The organism is Pseudomonas panipatensis, assembly GCF_900099785.1.
Classification (GTDB): Bacteria; Pseudomonadota; Gammaproteobacteria; order Pseudomonadales; family Pseudomonadaceae; genus Pseudomonas; species Pseudomonas panipatensis.
Genome location: NZ_FNDS01000001.1, coordinates 313,904 through 329,304, shown reverse-complemented (window position 1 = coordinate 329,304; position 15,401 = coordinate 313,904). Strand labels below are relative to the sequence as shown.

Here is a 15,401-nt window from a genome sequence, read left to right as displayed (position 1 = left end):
CCGGAACAGGGTCCCCACCCCCATGTTCAAGAGCATCGAGCGCGAGATCCTGCAACGGCCAGTGACAGCCGCACTGCACCGTGAATTCCTGCAGCACGATTACGAACGCCTGCACTCGTTCTGCCTGCTCACCTATGCGGCCAGCATCGGCATCTGGTTCCTCTTCGACCTGATCGTCAGCTTCGAAGGCAACCAAGGCTTCAGCATCGCCTCGGTGCTGTTCCTGGTCCTGCTGTACGCCCTGCTCGGCGCCCTGCAGTTCATTGCCGAGGCCCGCCACTTCTACCTGCTCAACCTGCTGTTCGTGGCCTGCTACTGCATCGGCCTGCGTCTGGTCATCGCCGGCATCCCCCAGGCCCTGCAGCCGGCCTGGCTGACGCTGGCCGGCTCCACCATGCTCTACGGCGCGACCGTGATGCCGCTGAACAGACCGGCCATGTTCGCTGTGACAGCGCTGGTCTGCAGCCTGCTGTTTCCAATCCCCAGTACAGCGGACGGCGCTTTGCACACCACGCTGATCCTCGGCTACTGGCTGTTCATCGTCGGCCTCACGCTGTACGCCTACCTGCACCACAGCCGCGCCAAACTGCACAACTTCGCCATGGCGCACCTGCTGCTGGGGCAGGCCTATATGGACGCGCTGACCGAAATCCCCAATCGCCGTGCCTTCATCAGCCGCGTCGAGCAGCTCATGCGAACGGCCGGCGAACCGCCGTGCTTCCTAGCGATGATCGACATCGATGACTTCAAGAAGGTCAACGACCGCTTCGGCCACGATATTGGCGACGAAGTGCTCAAGCACGTCGCCACGCAGATCCGCCAAGTCATGGCCGATCAACAGTACGCGCGCCTGGGTGGTGAGGAATTCGGCATCTATCTGCAGGGGCTTTCGCGGCAGGAAGCCGAGGGGCGGGTCGAGGCACTCTGCCGACAGGTTCGCGAGGCGCCCTCGGATCATCCGGTGACGATCAGCATCGGCCTGGCGCAGATCGCCCCTGGCGATGGTCTCAGCCAAGCGTTGATCAAGGCCGACAAGGCGCTCTACGTATCCAAGCGCAACGGCAAGAACAGGTACACCTACGCCGCCTAGGCATGGGCAACGGCTGAGCGCGAGGAGAATGAGGAGAGGGATGGGCGAGAGAAGATGGCGTCCCCAACTGGATTCGAACCAGTATCTAGCCCTTAGGAGGGGCTTATTCTATCCATTGAACTATGGGGACGCGCGTCGGCCCACGGCGCCAGCCGGGACCGGGTCGGCATGTTAACCAGCGTCGACGGATTTGTCATGCCACTGCCGGGAGAGAAACGATATTTCACCGAAGTGCGGAAACCGTCCGCGATTGGCGCTCGCTCAGTGCTAGCCCCTAGTGGCCGGCGTCGTCCAACAGCTTGAGCAAATGCTGCACGCTGTCCGTCAGCGCGGCGGAATTGTCGAGAATCCTCAGTGGCCCCTGCAGGCCTTCGGCGAAGGTGGCGTTACGCGCCAGGCGCGCCTCGATTTCCGTTGGATTCTCGCGGCCACGCGCGGTCAAGCGTTTACGCAGTGCATCCGGCGCCACCTGCAACAGCACCGCGAGCAGCCCCGGGTAACGCCGCCGCGCCTCCGCCAGGTAAGCACGCGACCCATTGAGCAGTACCGCGTGCCCCTCGGCCAACCAATCATCGATGTGCCGGGGGATGCCGTAGCACAGACCGTTGGCGCGCCAGCTCATGGCAAAGGCGCCGCTACGCTCGAGCGCGTCGAACACCTCCCGGGAAACCGCTTCGGCATCCTCGCCCAGCGCTTCGGCCGAGCGCGTGATGACCCGTCGCACAATCCGGCAACCACGCGCCGCCAGCGGCGCGGCGGCCGCCTGTAACAGACTGTCCTTTCCCGAGCCGGAAGGGCCCATCAGATAAATCAGTTTGCCTGCCATGCTCTCTCAATCCCAGGCTCCAGACTCGCCGGGCGTGGCGTATCATACCCAGGCCGCGAGCCCCCATGCGAGCGCAGCACAAGCTCCCGCGCTGTGTCATCATCCTCGCCCTGAACGAGACTTCCCCGATCAGTGTCAGATGCTGGCGTAATGGCAGCTTAGTCCCATGACTTGGACTAATCTGAAAGAGAGTGTCCTGAGGCGCTACGAACCAATCGAAAGAGAGTTATGTCTAAGCCCTCGCATTTCAGACGATTGGTGCTGGCATTTAGCCTTCATTCAACACAGACTACGCCGCAGATTTGACGTCAAGTTTTTGGTTATTTTCCAGAACTCTGATTCTGCGCTGAACGGCCAACGGATTTCGCTGTCGAAGGCTGCTGAACCCAGACCCTGGCAACGTTTTCCCTGACTTACAGGTTTTAATGTATGCGCCCATTGAAACAGGCAACCCCCTCGTACTCCAGCCGCACTGCGGACAAATTCGTCGTACGTCTTCCTGAAGGCATGCGAGAGCGCATCGCTGAAGTCGCGCGCAGCCAACACCGCAGCATGAACTCGGAGATCATCGCTCGCCTGGAGCAGAGTCTGCTGCAAGAAGGTGGGCTGCAGGACAATCTCAGCCTGCGCATGGACAGTCCCGAACTCAGCCTGCATGAACGGGAACTGCTGCAGCGCTTCCGTCAGCTGACCCACCGTCAGCAGAACGCCCTGATCGCGCTGATCGCCCACGACGCGGAAATGGCGCAGAACGACGCCTGAAATGATGCAGCGCATGAAAAAGCCGGCCCTTCGCCGGCTTTTTCATGCGCAGAAAACAAGAAACCGCCCGAAGGCGGTTTTCTCACTGCAACCTGTCCTTACATCAAGAACAGCGTCGCCAAACCCAGGAAGATGAAGAAGCCACCGCTGTCGGTCATGGCGGTAATCATCACACTGGATCCCATGGCCGGATCACGCCCCAGTCGCTGCAGCGTCATCGGGATCATCACCCCGGCAAATGCAGATAACAGCAAGTTGAGTGTCATGGCCGCGGTCATCACCACGCCAAGCTCCCAATTGCCGTACAAATAGAAGGCCATGACACCAATCACCCCGCCCCAGACCAGGCCGTTGACCAGCGCCACACCCAGTTCCTTGCGCAGCAGTCGCGTCGCATTGCTGGTTTGCACCTGATCCAGCGCCATGGCTCGAACAATCATGGTGATGGTCTGGTTGCCGGAGTTACCGCCAATACCGGCAACGATGGGCATCAACGCAGCCAGCGCTACCAGCTTTTCGATGGAACCTTCGAACAGACCGATCACCCGCGAGGCGATAAAGGCGGTGACCAGGTTGGTAGCCAGCCACGCCCAACGGTTGCGAACCGATTTCCAGACCGACGCGAAGATGTCCTCCTCCTCGCGCAAACCAGCCATGTTGAGCACTTCGCTCTCGCTTTCCTCACGAATGAGGTCGACCATCTCGTCGATGGTCAGGCGGCCAATCAGCTTGCCGTTCTTATCCACCACCGGAGCGGAAATCAGATCGTAGCGCTCGAAGGCCTGTGCGGCCTCATAGCCATCCTGATCGGGCTGGAAGGTCACCGGATCGCTGGCCATGACATCGGCCACTTCCTTGTCCGGATCATTGACCAGCAGGCGCTTGATTGGCAGCACCCCCTTGAGAATACCGTCGTAGTCGACAACGAACAGCTTGTCGGTATGCCCCGGCAACTCTTTCAGGCGACGCAGGTAACGCAGTACAACTTCCAGGCTGACATCATCGCGGATGGTGACCATCTCGAAGTCCATCAGCGCACCGACCTCGTCCTCTTCATAGGACAACGCCGAACGCACTCGCTCGCGCTGCTGCGCATCGAGGCTTTCCATCAACTCGTGAACCACATCGCGCGGCAGCTCAGGTGCCAGGTCAGCGAGTTCGTCGGCGTCCATTTCCTTGGCGGCGGCGAGAATCTCATGATCGTCCATGTCGGCGATCAGGGTTTCCCGGACAGCGTCGGAAACTTCGAGGAGGATGTCGCCATCACGCTCGGCCTTGACCAACTGCCAGACCGTCAGGCGGTCATCCAGCGGAAGGGATTCGAGTATGTGGGCGATGTCGGCGGGGTGCAGCTCGTCCAGCTTGCGCTGGAGCTCGGCGAGATTCTGCCGGTGTACCAGGTTCTCAACGATATCCTGGTGCTGGCCTTCCTGGCGGTGCGCCAGGTCTTCTACCAGCTTGTGCTTGTGCAGCAGCTCGACCACCTGATTGAGGCGGTCCTGCAGGCTTTCCTGCGGCTTTTTGGTTTCTACTTCGGTCATAGCACGCTCCACCCCCAGTGGCGGAACGCGCCCGGGGATCAATACGTCAAGTCGTGATTACGCAATCGAGGTTCTGAGTAACTACTGGGTAAGTCCATGGTGTTATGCCCATGCGCCCGTATCGGGCAGATACGCGAAATGATAACACTCCGAGAGACCTTCCGCGTTACAAAATCGCGGCTAGAACAATTGCTTGCGGGACAAAGTTCAAAGTCAGCTCATTCATTGCCTAGACGCCGGAAAGTTCCCGCAGGACACCCGGACGCTTCGCTGATCAGCCGCCGATAAGCTGTTCCCAGCCCGTCACGGAGGACAGGACATGCATCATGCACTCAACCGGAAATTGCTCCTGACACTGATCATCGGCCTCACCCCTGAAATCGATGCGGCACTGCTGTTTCGCTGCGAGGCGGCAAATGGTCACCTGACCTTCAGCCAGTACGGCTGCCCTCCAGAGCACATACAGAACCAGCAGGAGGTGCATAATCCAACGCCAGGCAGCGGCAAGCCGATTCCACTTGCCCGCCCCTCCCAGCCGCCCCGAAACGATCAGCGATCAAGAGCGCGGCAAGACACAGCAGCAGCGCTGACCGTTGTGGGTGAACGCCAGGATGGCTGCGGCAACCTGCTCAGCGACAGCGAGCGTCGCACCGCCATCATCCAAGGCCGGATCAGGACCGGCATGACCCGCGCCGACGTGGAAAGCGCTTTCGGCAAGCCGGACAGCATCAGCCAGAGCAACAGCCAAGTGCGCTACCAATACAAGGCCAAGCCCGGACAAGGCAGTCGCAGCGTGAGTTTTGACGAGTTCGGCTGCGTGCGTGGCAAGGCCAGCAAAGCCAAGCGCGGCAGCCGTTGAGAAAATCGGCGCAAAGAAAAAGGGCCTGCATTTCTGCAGGCCCTTTTCAGTTTATGGCGCACTCAGGAGGATTCGAACCTCCGACCGCTCGGTTCGTAGCCGAGTACTCTATCCAGCTGAGCTATGAGTGCGCTGGTTGGTGCAGTTTATCCAGATTCACCAACTGGCGTAGCGCTTCCGGCCTAAGCCTTTGTCACTACTGACGATTCGCTTTCGCGCTTCGCCTTTGTTTAATGGCGCACTCAGGAGGATTCGAACCTCCGACCGCTCGGTTCGTAGCCGAGTACTCTATCCAGCTGAGCTATGAGTGCGCTGATGAGGGCGCAAATTCTAGTCTGAACTTTCTGACATGTCAACAAGATTTTTCAATCATTTCAGTAGCTTAGCTACCTGACACATCATTCACACTAGAGCGTGCAAATGGCGGAGAGGGGGGGATTCGAACCCCCGACACCCTTTTGAGGTGTACTCCCTTAGCAGGGGAGCGCCTTCGGCCACTCGGCCACCTCTCCGCAACACGGGGCGCATGATAACCATGTTTTCCCCGTTTGCAAAGAAAAATTTGAGAAAAATTAATGGTTTGGTTCTTGGTCTTTCTCTTTCTGAATTCGCTGGTAGATCTCTTCGCGGTGGACAGCGACTTCCTTCGGCGCATTCACACCAATGCGCACCTGATTTCCTTTGACACCCAGCACAGTCACGGTGACATCGTCACCAACCATCAGGGTCTCTCCGACCCGACGAGTCAGAATCAGCATTCCTTTCTCCTTACGTATTTCGGATAAGCAGTCTGCAAATAAGAAATGGCGGCAGAGCCACGAAAATCAAGTGCGTGCTCCTTCACCCAAGTATTGACCAGTCCTGCCGGAAAGAAAGTTCCTAGGAGCCAATCAAAAACGACAAAAGGCGCGGGATCAGCCGCGCCTTCTGTAATGCTTGCCCTTACTCGCCCTGCCGGGCCGGGGCATCTAGCTCGAAAGCGGTATGCAAGGCACGCACCGCCAGCTCCAGATACTTCTCTTCGATCACCACGGAAACCTTGATTTCCGAGGTGGAGATCATCTGGATGTTGATGGTTTCCTTGGCCAGCGCCTCGAACATACGGCTGGCGACGCCAGCGTGAGAGCGCATGCCGACGCCGACGATGGAGACCTTGGCGATGTTGGTGTCGCCGGTGGCTTCACGCGCGCCGATGTTGGCGGCGGTCTGCTTGAGGATTTCCAGGGCGTTCAGGTAGTCGTTGCGGTGCACGGTGAAGGTGAAGTCGGTGGTGTTATCGTGCGAAACATTTTGCACGATCATGTCGACTTCGATGTTCGCGGCACTGATAGGCCCGAGGATCTTGAAGGCCACCCCGGGGGTATCCGGTACGCCACGGATGGTCAGCTTGGCTTCGTCGCGGTTGAAGGCGATGCCGGAGATGATCGGCTGTTCCATGGATTCCTCTTCATCAAGGGTAATGAGGGTGCCCGGACCCTCCTGGAAGCTGTGCAGCACGCGCAGCGGGACGTTGTACTTGCCGGCGAACTCCACCGAACGGATCTGCAGCACCTTGGAGCCGAGGCTGGCCATTTCCAGCATTTCCTCAAAGGTGATCTTGTTCAGGCGGCGGGCCTGCGGCACTACGCGCGGGTCGGTGGTGTAGACGCCATCGACGTCGGTATAGATCTGGCACTCATCGGCCTTCAGCGCCGCGGCCAGGGCCACGCCGGTGGTGTCCGAACCGCCGCGACCGAGGGTGGTGATGTTGCCCTGCTCGTCGACCCCCTGGAAGCCAGCGACCACGACCACGCGGCCGGCCTTCAGGTCGGCGCGGATGTTGGCGTCGTCGATGCTCAGGATGCGCGCCTTGGTGTGCGCGCTGTCGGTCAGGATGCGCACCTGGTTACCGGTGTAGGAGACCGCCGGAACGCCACGTTTGATCAGGGCCATGCTGAGCAGGGCGATGGTGACCTGCTCGCCGGTGGAGACCATGACGTCCAGTTCGCGCGGAACCGGTTGCTCCATGATCTGCTTGGCGAGGCCGATCAGACGGTTGGTCTCGCCGCTCATGGCGGAGACCACCACGACGATGTCGTCTCCCGCTTCGCGGAACTTCTTCACCTTCTCGGCCACCTGCTCGATACGCTCGACGGTGCCGACGGAGGTCCCTCCAAACTTCTGTACGATCAAAGCCATTTCAAAAGCCGCCTGATTCCTGAAGGGCGCCCATTAGACAGACATCGCTGTCTGTTGCCAAGGCCCGCCGGACGCGCTGCGGGCCCCGTCTTTTCGCTGTTTACCGAGCCTGTTCGACGAAGGTCTTGGCCAACGCCAATGCCTCGTCCAGCTTGCCGGCATCGGTGCCGCCGCCCTGGGCCATGTCCGGACGACCACCGCCCTTGCCGCCCACTGCCGCCGCGGCCTGCTTCATCAGGTCGCCGGCCTTGAGCTGGGCACTGAGGTCCTGGGTCACCCCGGCAACCAGCACCACTTTCTCTTCGAACACGCCGCCGAGCAGGATCACCGCGCTGCCGAGCTTGTTCTTCAGTTGATCGACCAGCGCCAGCAGCGCCTTGCCGTCCAGGCCGTCGAGACGCGCGGCGAGCACTTTCACGCCGGCCACGTCGAGGGCGGAACCGGCCAGGTCGTCACCGGCGGCGCTCGCGGCCTTGGCCTTGAGCTGCTCCAGTTCCTTCTCCAGCTGACGGTTGCGCTCGATCAGACCGGCGAGCTTGTCCAGCAGGTTGTCGCGGCTGCCCTTGACCAGGCCGGCGGCTTCCTTGAGCTGCTCTTCGGCACCATTCAGGTAAGCCAGCGCAGCCGCGCCGGTCACCGCTTCGATACGGCGCACGCCGGAAGCCACGCCGCCTTCGCTGGTGATCTTGAACAGGCCGATGTCACCGGTACGGGACACGTGGGTGCCGCCACAGAGTTCGACGGAGAAGTCGCCCATGCTCAGCACGCGGACCTGGTCGCCGTACTTCTCGCCGAACAGCGCCATGGCGCCCTTGGCCTTGGCGGTGTCGATATCGGTTTCTTCGGTCTCGACTTCGACGTTCTTGCGAATCTCGCGGTTGACGATGTCTTCCAGGGCCTTCAGTTGTTCCGGCTTGATCGCCTCGAAGTGGCTGAAGTCGAAACGCAGGCGCTGGCTATCGACCAACGAGCCCTTCTGCTGTACGTGATCGCCGAGCACTTCGCGCAGCGCGGCGTGCAGCAGGTGGGTGGCCGAGTGGTTCAGTGCGGTGGCCTGGCGTACCGAGGCATCGACCTCGGCCTTGACCGCGGCGCCGACGCTCAGGCTGCCCTGGGCGACCAGACCGTGGTGCAAGTGGGCGCCACCGGCCTTGGTGGTGTCGCGCACGTCGAAGCGCACGCCGGCGCCATCGAGGGTGCCGCAGTCGCCGACCTGACCGCCGGATTCGGCGTAGAACGGAGTCTGGTCGAGGACGACCACGCCCTCCTCGCCTTCATCGAGACGGTCGACGGCCTTGCCGTCCTTGAACAGCGCGACGATCTGGCCGGCGCCGGAGACGCCCTGGTAGCCGAGGAAGCGAGTGTCGCCATCGACCTTGACCAGGCTGTTGTAGTCCATGCCGAAGGCGCTGGCGGAGCGGGCGCGCTCGCGCTGGGCCTCCATTTCGCGCTCGAAGCCTTCCTCGTCGAGGGTCAGGCTGCGCTCGCGGGCGATGTCGTTGGTCAGGTCGACCGGGAAGCCGTAGGTGTCATACAGCTTGAACACCAGGTTGCCGGGAATCACGCTGCCCTTCAGCTCGGCCAGGTCCTGCTCGAGGATCTTCAGGCCCTGCTCCAGGGTCTTGGCGAACTGCTCTTCCTCGGTCTTCAGCACGCGCTCGATGTGCGCCTGCTGCTGCTTCAGCTCGGGGAAGGCTTCGCCCATCTCGCCGACCAGCGCGGCGACGATCTTGTGGAAGAAGCTGCCCTTGGCGCCCAGCTTGTTACCGTGGCGGCAGGCGCGACGGATGATGCGGCGCAGCACATAGCCGCGGCCTTCGTTGGACGGCAGCACGCCGTCGGCGATCAGGAAGCTGCAGGAGCGGATGTGGTCGGCCACGACTTTCAGCGAAGGCGCGTCGTCGTTGGCGCAGCCGATGGCGTCGGCGGAGGCTTTCAGCAGGCTCTGGAACAGGTCGATCTCGTAGTTCGAGTGGACGTGCTGCAGGACCGCGCTGATGCGCTCCAGGCCCATGCCGGTGTCCACGCTCGGCGCCGGCAGCGGGTGCATGACGCCGTCCGCGGTGCGGTTGAACTGCATGAACACGTTGTTCCAGATCTCGATGTAGCGATCGCCGTCTTCTTCCGGGGAGCCGGGCGGGCCGCCCCAGATGTCCGGGCCGTGGTCGAAGAAGATTTCGGTGCAGGGGCCGCAGGGACCGGTGTCGCCCATCGCCCAGAAGTTGTCGGAAGCGTAGGGCGCGCCCTTGTTGTCACCGATGCGCACCATGCGCTCGGCCGGCACGCCGACTTCCTTGGTCCAGATGTCGTAGGCCTCGTCATCGCTGGCGTAGACGGTGACCCAGAGCTTTTCCTTGGGCAGGTTCAGCCACTTGTCCGAGGTGAGGAATTCCCAGGCGAAGGTGATGGCATCACGCTTGAAGTAGTCACCGAAGCTGAAGTTGCCCAGCATTTCGAAGAAGGTGTGATGGCGCGCGGTGTAGCCGACGTTTTCCAGGTCGTTGTGCTTGCCGCCGGCGCGGACGCACTTCTGGCTGGTGGTGGCGCGGGTGTAGGCGCGCTTTTCCAGGCCGAGGAAGCAGTCCTTGAACTGGTTCATGCCAGCGTTGGTGAACAGCAGGGTCGGGTCGTTCGCCGGAATCAGCGAACTCGACGCGACGCGGGTATGCCCCTTCTCTTCGAAGAAGCGGAGGAAGGCTTCACGGATTTCAGCGCTTTTCATAGATTCTTCCACGGAAAAATGCGGCCACGAATCGCCGGCAAAGGGCCGCATTATATCGGCCCCGCTACAAGGTTGTAGTGTCTTTGCGCGATAGTTGATCGCTATCGCGACTTAAAGTGGGGTCAGTTGCGACGAAAGGCGGCAAAGCCTTCGAGGATGTGCGAAATATCCGCCGCTTTGACGTCCAGGTGAGTGACCAGGCGCAGGCGCGGCGAGGCGCTGATGCGGATACCCCGGGCGGCAAGGCTCTCGCGCAAGGCGTTGGCCTGCGCGCCGATCTGCACGTAGACCATGTTGGTCTGCACCGGCTCCACTGGGTAGCCCAGTTCGCGCAGGCCCTCCCCCAGGGCCGCGGCGTTGGCATGGTCCTCGGCCAGGCGCTCGACCTGCTGGTCCAGCGCATAGAGTCCGGCCGCCGCCAGTACGCCGGCCTGGCGCATGCCGCCGCCGACCATCTTGCGCAGACGTCGGGCCTTGCCGATCAGTTCGGCGCTACCGCAGAGCACCGAGCCCACCGGAGCGCCCAGACCCTTGGACAGGCACACGGAGACCGAATCGAAGTGACGGGTGATCTCGCTGGCGTCGACGCCCAGCTTGACTGCCGCGTTGTACAGCCGCGCGCCATCCAGGTGCAGCCCCAGACCACGCCGACGGGTCAGTTCGCGGGCGGCGGCCAGATAGCTCAGCGGCAGTACCTTGCCCTGCATGGTGTTTTCCAGGGCCAGCAGACGAGTGCGGGCGAAGTGGAAGTCGTCCTCCTTGATGGCCGCTTCAACCTTGCCCAGGTCCAGCGAGCCATCGGCCTCGCCCTCGATCGGCTGCGGCTGGATGGAGCCGAGCACCGCGGCGCCGCCGCCTTCATATTTATAGGTGTGCGCCTGCTGGCCGACGATGTACTCGTCGCCACGCCCGCAATGGGCCATCAGGCCGAGCAGATTGCTCATGGTGCCGGTCGGCACGAAGAGCCCGGCGGCGAACCCCAAGCGTTCGGCCAGGGTTGCTTGCAGGCGGTTGACCGTGGGGTCTTCGCCATAGACGTCGTCACCCAGTTCGGCGCGCGCCATGGCTTCGCGCATCCCCGCGGTCGGCAGGGTGACGGTATCGCTGCGAAGATCGATGCTGGGCATGGCAGGCTCCTGAAAACGGGAAAAGCCCGATGCTATGCGCTTCCCCCGGCATCGACAAGGCGAGCGGCCCAGCGCTGCGCGCCCGGCGGGCGAATCGTGGGCAGGGCCCATGCCCAGGGGTGGCCGAGCGTCAGAGTTCGACCGGGACCACCAGAATGCCGGCGCGCAGGCCGTTCTTCACGCGCGGGTTGGGAAAGATGATGCGCGCGCCCTGCTCTTCGACTATCCAGCGGGTCCCGCCAATGTCCTCGGCGAGCAGGTAGCCGGGCTGCAGTTCGGTGAAGTTATCCACCGCATCGTCCAGGTGCAAGCGGAAGTGATCGCTGTGCTTGATCACTTCACGGGACACGGCGAACAACTGCAGACCATCCATCCCCGCCTCGTCGGGCGCGCTCTCGGCGCCGGCGATCAGGCCCTCCAGCAGGGCCTCCAGGCGCTGCAGGTTGACCGCCTGGTTCTGCCCGAACGGCCGCGCCTTGCCCAACTCCAGGGTGAAGGCCTCGGCGCCGAGCTGGCTGTAGGTGTAGGAGCTGAAGGTAATGCCGGTCTTGCTCTGCAGCAGCACGGCGTCGATGCCGGCGCGGCGCAGGCGGGCCAGCTCGGCGCGGGAGTGCTGGCGACCCTCGCTCCATGGATAGAGGGCGAACTGTTCGATCTTCGACCCGCGGATCGCTGTATGCAGGTCGTAGTGCAGGCGCTGCCGCCCGTCGCGGGAGAAGAACACCGCGGCCAGGCGCTCCAGCTCGGAGGCACGCAGGGCCTCGCTGCCGCTGCCGTCTTCGTGGCGACCGCAGAACAGGCGGTTGATGTCGTGCTCCAGGTAACGCTCGCCACGGCGCATGGCTTCCGGATTGCCGAACATGAACAGCACGCGCGCCGCCGGCTTCAGTTGGCCACGAGCGATGCGTTGCAGGAGTTGGTCGAGCAGTTCGATCGGCGCGGTTTCGTTGCCGTGGATTCCGGCCGAGAGCAGCAGGTCGAAACCGCTGTCGCAGCCGCTGGCGGGCGTGACTTCAAGGGCTCCCTCGGCCAGCCAGTGCAGGCGGGTGCCGTCGGCGGTGAGCTGGATCTTCTCGGTCGGCTCACGGCCGGCGAGCGTCAGGTCGAGCAGTCTGCCGAGTGCTAGCATGCGCGGGTCTCCCTGGCAGCCGCCGCCCCTGACGGACGGCGGCTCCTGCGATCAGTGATGGTCACATCCACAGTCTGGACCATGTTCGTGGACTTCGGCGGCCTCCAGCTCCAGGCTGAGGCTGAGCTGATTGACCGCCTGCGGGCGCACCACCAGCAACGGCACCTCGGTGTCTTCCTCGAAGGACTCGGCATAGATCAGCAGGCCGCCCTTACCGTCGGCCTCCAGCCACAGCTCGCGGCCTTCCAGGCGCACGGCAATGCGCGCACTGTGGGTTTCGCGACGCTCGCCACTGGCGTCTTCGAGGATCAGCGGAAGGCTCTCGGTCATCTGGGTTCTCAACTCAACTGGAAGGGATAAACGGAGCCCAGTTTAAGGATCTGGCTCAGTTCATCCAATGCCGTCCGGCATTCCACCAGCAGTTGCGGGTCGGCCAGGTCGGTCTCGGACAGGCGGTCGCGGTAGTGTTTATCGACCCAGGCCACCAGGGTGTCGTACAGGCTCGGGGTCATGATCACGCCCGGATTCACCGCTGCCAGCTCCGTTTCGTTGAGCGCCACGCGCAGGCGCAGGCAGGCCGGGCCGCCGCCGTTCTGCATGCTTTGCTTGAGGTCGAAGACCTTGACCTCGCGGATCGGCCCGTCTTCGGCGGTCAGGCTCGACAGGTAATGCCACACGCGCTCGTTCTGCCGGCACTCTTCCGGGACGATCAGCAGCATGCCGCCGTCGGCGCGGTTGAGCAGTTGGCTGTTGAACAGGTAGGAACGCACCGCGTCCTCCACCGTGACCTGCTCGCGCGGTACGCAGACCGCGCGGAAACGCCCGCCGCGGCGACCGAGCTTGTCGTGCAGTTCGGCCAGCACCCGCTCGGTATCGAGGAACGCGTCCTCGTGGTGGAACAGCACCTCGCCGTTGCCCACCGAGATCACGTCGTTGTGGAACACGCCCTGATCGATCACCGCCGGGTTCTGCTGAGCGTAGACCACGCCCTCCTCGCCCAGGCCGTGCAGGCGCGCCACCGCCTGGCAGGCTTCCAGGGTCTGCCGCGCCGGATAGCGCTGCGGTGCCGGGAAGCGGCTGTCGAAGGCGCTTCGGCCAAAGACGAAGAACTCCACCCCGGCCGCGCCGTAGGACTTACAGAAACGCGTATGGTTGGCCGCGCCTTCGTCACCGAACTGCGCCACCGCCGGCAGCGCCGCGTGGTGGGCGAAGTGCTGCTCGTTGGCGAACATGGCGCCGAGGATGCGGCTGGTCACCGGGTGCTCGATGGAGCGGTGGAACTTGCAGTTCAGGTTGGCCGCGGTGAAGTGCACGCGACCGTCGGCGGTGTCGGCGCTGGGGCTGACGGTGGCGGCGTTGGCCGTCCACATGGAGGATGCCGAGCAGACCGCTGCGAGCAGCGGCATGGCTTCCTTGGCGGCCTTGGCGATCACTTCGGCATCAGTGCCGGAGAAGCCCAGCGCGCGCAGCGAAGCCACTGCAGGGCGTTCCTGCGGGGCCAGCACGCCCTGCTTGAAGCCCATCTCCATCAGCGCCTTCATCTTCGCCAGGCCCTGCTTGGCGGCCTCTTTCGGGTTGGATACCGATTGGCTATTGCTCTGCGAGGCGACGTTGCCGTAGGACAGCCCACCATAGTTGTGAGTCGGCCCGACCAGGCCGTCGAAATTCATTTCATAGGCGTTCATAGGCTGATCCCCGGGGACAGTTGGGCAGGCAGGCTGAGGCTTTCGCTTTCCAGCGAGGCCACCGGATAGGCGCAATAGTCGGCGGCGTAATAGGCACTCGGACGGTGGTTGCCGGAGGCGCCGATACCACCGAAGGGGGCGCTGCTGGCAGCGCCGGTGAGCTGTTTGTTCCAGTTGACGATGCCGGCGCGGCTCTCGATGAGGAAGTCCTCGAAGCGCTGCCGGGAGTCCGACAGCAGGCCGGCGGCCAGGCCGTACTGGGTGGCGTTGGCTTCGCGCACGGCGGCGTCGAAGCCGGCGTAGCGGATCACTTGCAGCAGCGGGCCGAAGAACTCTTCGTCCGGGCGCTCGGCCACCGCGCTGACATCGAGGATGCCCGGGGTCAGCAGCGCTGCGCCCGGCGCCACCTGGGTCATCGGCAGCAGCGCCACGGCGCCCTTGGCCAGCAATTGCGCCTGGGCCTCGAGCAGGTGTTCGGCGGCGGCCAGGGAGATCACCGAGCCCATGAAGGGTGCTGGCTGCTCGTCGAAACGGCCGACCTTGAGGTTGGCGCTCACCGTCACCAGACGCGCCAGCAAGGCATCGCCCCAGGCGCCTTCGGGCACTAGCAGGCGGCGCGCGCAGGTGCAGCGCTGGCCGGCGGAGATGAAGGCGGACTGGATGATGGTGTAGACCGCCGCCTCGACGTCCTTGACCTGGTCGACGATCAGCGGGTTGTTGCCGCCCATCTCCAGCGCGAGGATTTTCTGCGGCTGGCCGCCGAACTGGCTGTGCAGCAGATTGCCGGTGCGGCTGGAGCCGGTAAAGAACAGGCCGTCGATATCGGCGTGGCCGGCCAGAGCGACGCCGGTCTCACGCGCGCCCTGTACCAGGTTCAGCACACCGGCCGGCAGGCCGGCGTCGATCCAGGCCTGCACGGTGAGCGCGGCGACCTTGGGCGTCAGCTCGCTGGGCTTGAAGATCACCGCATTGCCGGCCAGCAGCGCCGGCACGATATGCCCGTTGGGCAGATGGCCGGGGAAATTGTAGGGGCCGAACACCGCGACCACGCCGTGCGGCTTGTGCCGCAGCACCGCAGTGGCATCGGCCAGCGGGCCGCTCTTCTCGCCGGTACGCTCGCGATAAGCCTGTACCGAGATGGCCACCTTGTTGACCATGCTGGTCACTTCGGTGGCGGCTTCCCACAACGGCTTGCCGGTTTCCTCGCCGATCGCCTGGGCCAGTTCGGCGGCCTTGACCTTGAGGGTGGCGGCGAAGGCTTCGAGCAGGGCGATGCGCTCCTCCAGCGGGCGCCGCGCCCAGGCCGGGAAGGCCGCACGGGCGGCAGCCACAGCGCTGGCGACTTGCGCGGAACTGGCGGCACGGCCGGACCAGATCAGCGCCTGGCTGACCGGATCGAGCGATTTCAGCGGCTCGCCCTCGCCCTCCAGCCAATGGCCGGCAATGTAGTGGGTAGTCATTTGTTGTTCTCCTCTGATCCTG

At 63.3% G+C, this 15,401-nt stretch carries 13 protein-coding genes and 4 tRNA genes; 3 read left to right on the top strand and 14 right to left on the bottom strand.

What is annotated here, in order from left to right; translation table 11 throughout:
• Window positions 1-22 precede the first annotated feature (22 nt).
• On the top strand, window positions 23-1,090 hold the full coding sequence (locus tag BLQ74_RS01610; RefSeq protein WP_090260145.1) for a GGDEF domain-containing protein: 1,068 nt from the start codon (window positions 23-25) through the stop codon (window positions 1,088-1,090).
• A 55-nt stretch (window positions 1,091-1,145) separates the two neighbouring features.
• On the opposite strand, the gene BLQ74_RS01605 is transcribed toward BLQ74_RS01610, so the two are convergent.
• Both BLQ74_RS01605 and phnN read right to left on the bottom strand, forming a co-directional pair.
• A tRNA-Arg gene (locus BLQ74_RS01605) sits at window positions 1,146-1,220 on the bottom strand.
• Between the two features lie 144 nt (window positions 1,221-1,364).
• Window positions 1,365-1,916 (bottom strand): phosphonate metabolism protein/1,5-bisphosphokinase (PRPP-forming) PhnN, encoded by a 552-nt coding sequence (phnN, locus tag BLQ74_RS01600; protein WP_090260143.1) that lies wholly within the window; start codon window positions 1,914-1,916, stop codon window positions 1,365-1,367.
• 429 nt (window positions 1,917-2,345) lie between these two features.
• Here phnN and BLQ74_RS01595 point away from each other — a divergent pair, with 429 nt between their 5' ends.
• Window positions 2,346-2,678, top strand: a complete 333-nt coding sequence (locus tag BLQ74_RS01595; protein WP_090260141.1) for an Arc family DNA-binding protein — start codon at window positions 2,346-2,348, stop codon at window positions 2,676-2,678.
• 98 nt (window positions 2,679-2,776) lie between these two features.
• On the opposite strand, the gene mgtE is transcribed toward BLQ74_RS01595, so the two are convergent.
• Window positions 2,777-4,219 (bottom strand): magnesium transporter, encoded by a 1,443-nt coding sequence (gene mgtE, locus BLQ74_RS01590; protein WP_090260139.1) that lies wholly within the window; start codon window positions 4,217-4,219, stop codon window positions 2,777-2,779.
• 319 nt (window positions 4,220-4,538) lie between these two features.
• On the opposite strand from mgtE, the gene BLQ74_RS01585 reads away from it, so the two are divergent.
• The gene (locus tag BLQ74_RS01585; protein WP_090260137.1) at window positions 4,539-5,078 is read left to right on the top strand and encodes a hypothetical protein; all 540 of its coding nucleotides are present in this window, start codon (window positions 4,539-4,541) and stop codon (window positions 5,076-5,078) included.
• 54 nt (window positions 5,079-5,132) lie between these two features.
• On the opposite strand, the gene BLQ74_RS01580 is transcribed toward BLQ74_RS01585, so the two are convergent.
• From BLQ74_RS01580 to astD, 11 genes are all read right to left on the bottom strand, one after another.
• Window positions 5,133-5,209, bottom strand: a tRNA-Arg gene (locus tag BLQ74_RS01580).
• A gap of 103 nt (window positions 5,210-5,312) precedes the next feature.
• Window positions 5,313-5,389 (bottom strand) — tRNA-Arg (locus BLQ74_RS01575).
• A gap of 110 nt (window positions 5,390-5,499) precedes the next feature.
• Window positions 5,500-5,590: transfer RNA gene (locus BLQ74_RS01570), tRNA-Ser, on the bottom strand.
• Between the two features lie 60 nt (window positions 5,591-5,650).
• Complete coding sequence (gene csrA, locus BLQ74_RS01565) at window positions 5,651-5,836, bottom strand: carbon storage regulator CsrA (RefSeq protein ID WP_003085981.1); 186 nt, start codon at window positions 5,834-5,836, stop codon at window positions 5,651-5,653.
• A gap of 184 nt (window positions 5,837-6,020) precedes the next feature.
• Window positions 6,021-7,256 carry an aspartate kinase gene (locus BLQ74_RS01560; protein WP_090260135.1) on the bottom strand — a complete coding sequence of 412 codons (1,236 nt, stop codon included), beginning with the start codon at window positions 7,254-7,256 and terminating at the stop codon, window positions 6,021-6,023.
• Between the two features lie 100 nt (window positions 7,257-7,356).
• Window positions 7,357-9,978 carry an alanine--tRNA ligase gene (gene alaS / locus BLQ74_RS01555; protein WP_090260133.1) on the bottom strand — a complete coding sequence of 874 codons (2,622 nt, stop codon included), beginning with the start codon at window positions 9,976-9,978 and terminating at the stop codon, window positions 7,357-7,359.
• Window positions 9,979-10,100: 122 nt separating this feature from the next.
• Complete coding sequence (gene ltaE, locus BLQ74_RS01550) at window positions 10,101-11,105, bottom strand: low-specificity L-threonine aldolase (RefSeq protein ID WP_090260131.1); 1,005 nt, start codon at window positions 11,103-11,105, stop codon at window positions 10,101-10,103.
• 130 nt (window positions 11,106-11,235) lie between these two features.
• Window positions 11,236-12,234, bottom strand: coding sequence for a succinylglutamate desuccinylase (gene astE, locus BLQ74_RS01545; protein WP_090260129.1), 999 nt, complete (start codon window positions 12,232-12,234; stop codon window positions 11,236-11,238).
• Window positions 12,235-12,285: 51 nt separating this feature from the next.
• Complete coding sequence (locus BLQ74_RS01540) at window positions 12,286-12,564, bottom strand: GTPase (protein WP_090260127.1); 279 nt, start codon at window positions 12,562-12,564, stop codon at window positions 12,286-12,288.
• An 8-nt stretch (window positions 12,565-12,572) separates the two neighbouring features.
• Complete coding sequence (gene astB / locus BLQ74_RS01535; RefSeq protein WP_090260125.1) at window positions 12,573-13,919, bottom strand: N-succinylarginine dihydrolase; 1,347 nt, start codon at window positions 13,917-13,919, stop codon at window positions 12,573-12,575.
• Complete coding sequence (gene astD / locus BLQ74_RS01530) at window positions 13,916-15,379, bottom strand: succinylglutamate-semialdehyde dehydrogenase (RefSeq protein ID WP_090260123.1); 1,464 nt, start codon at window positions 15,377-15,379, stop codon at window positions 13,916-13,918. Before astD ends, astB begins: the two co-directional genes overlap by 4 nt.
• Between the last annotated feature and the right edge of the window lie 22 nt (window positions 15,380-15,401).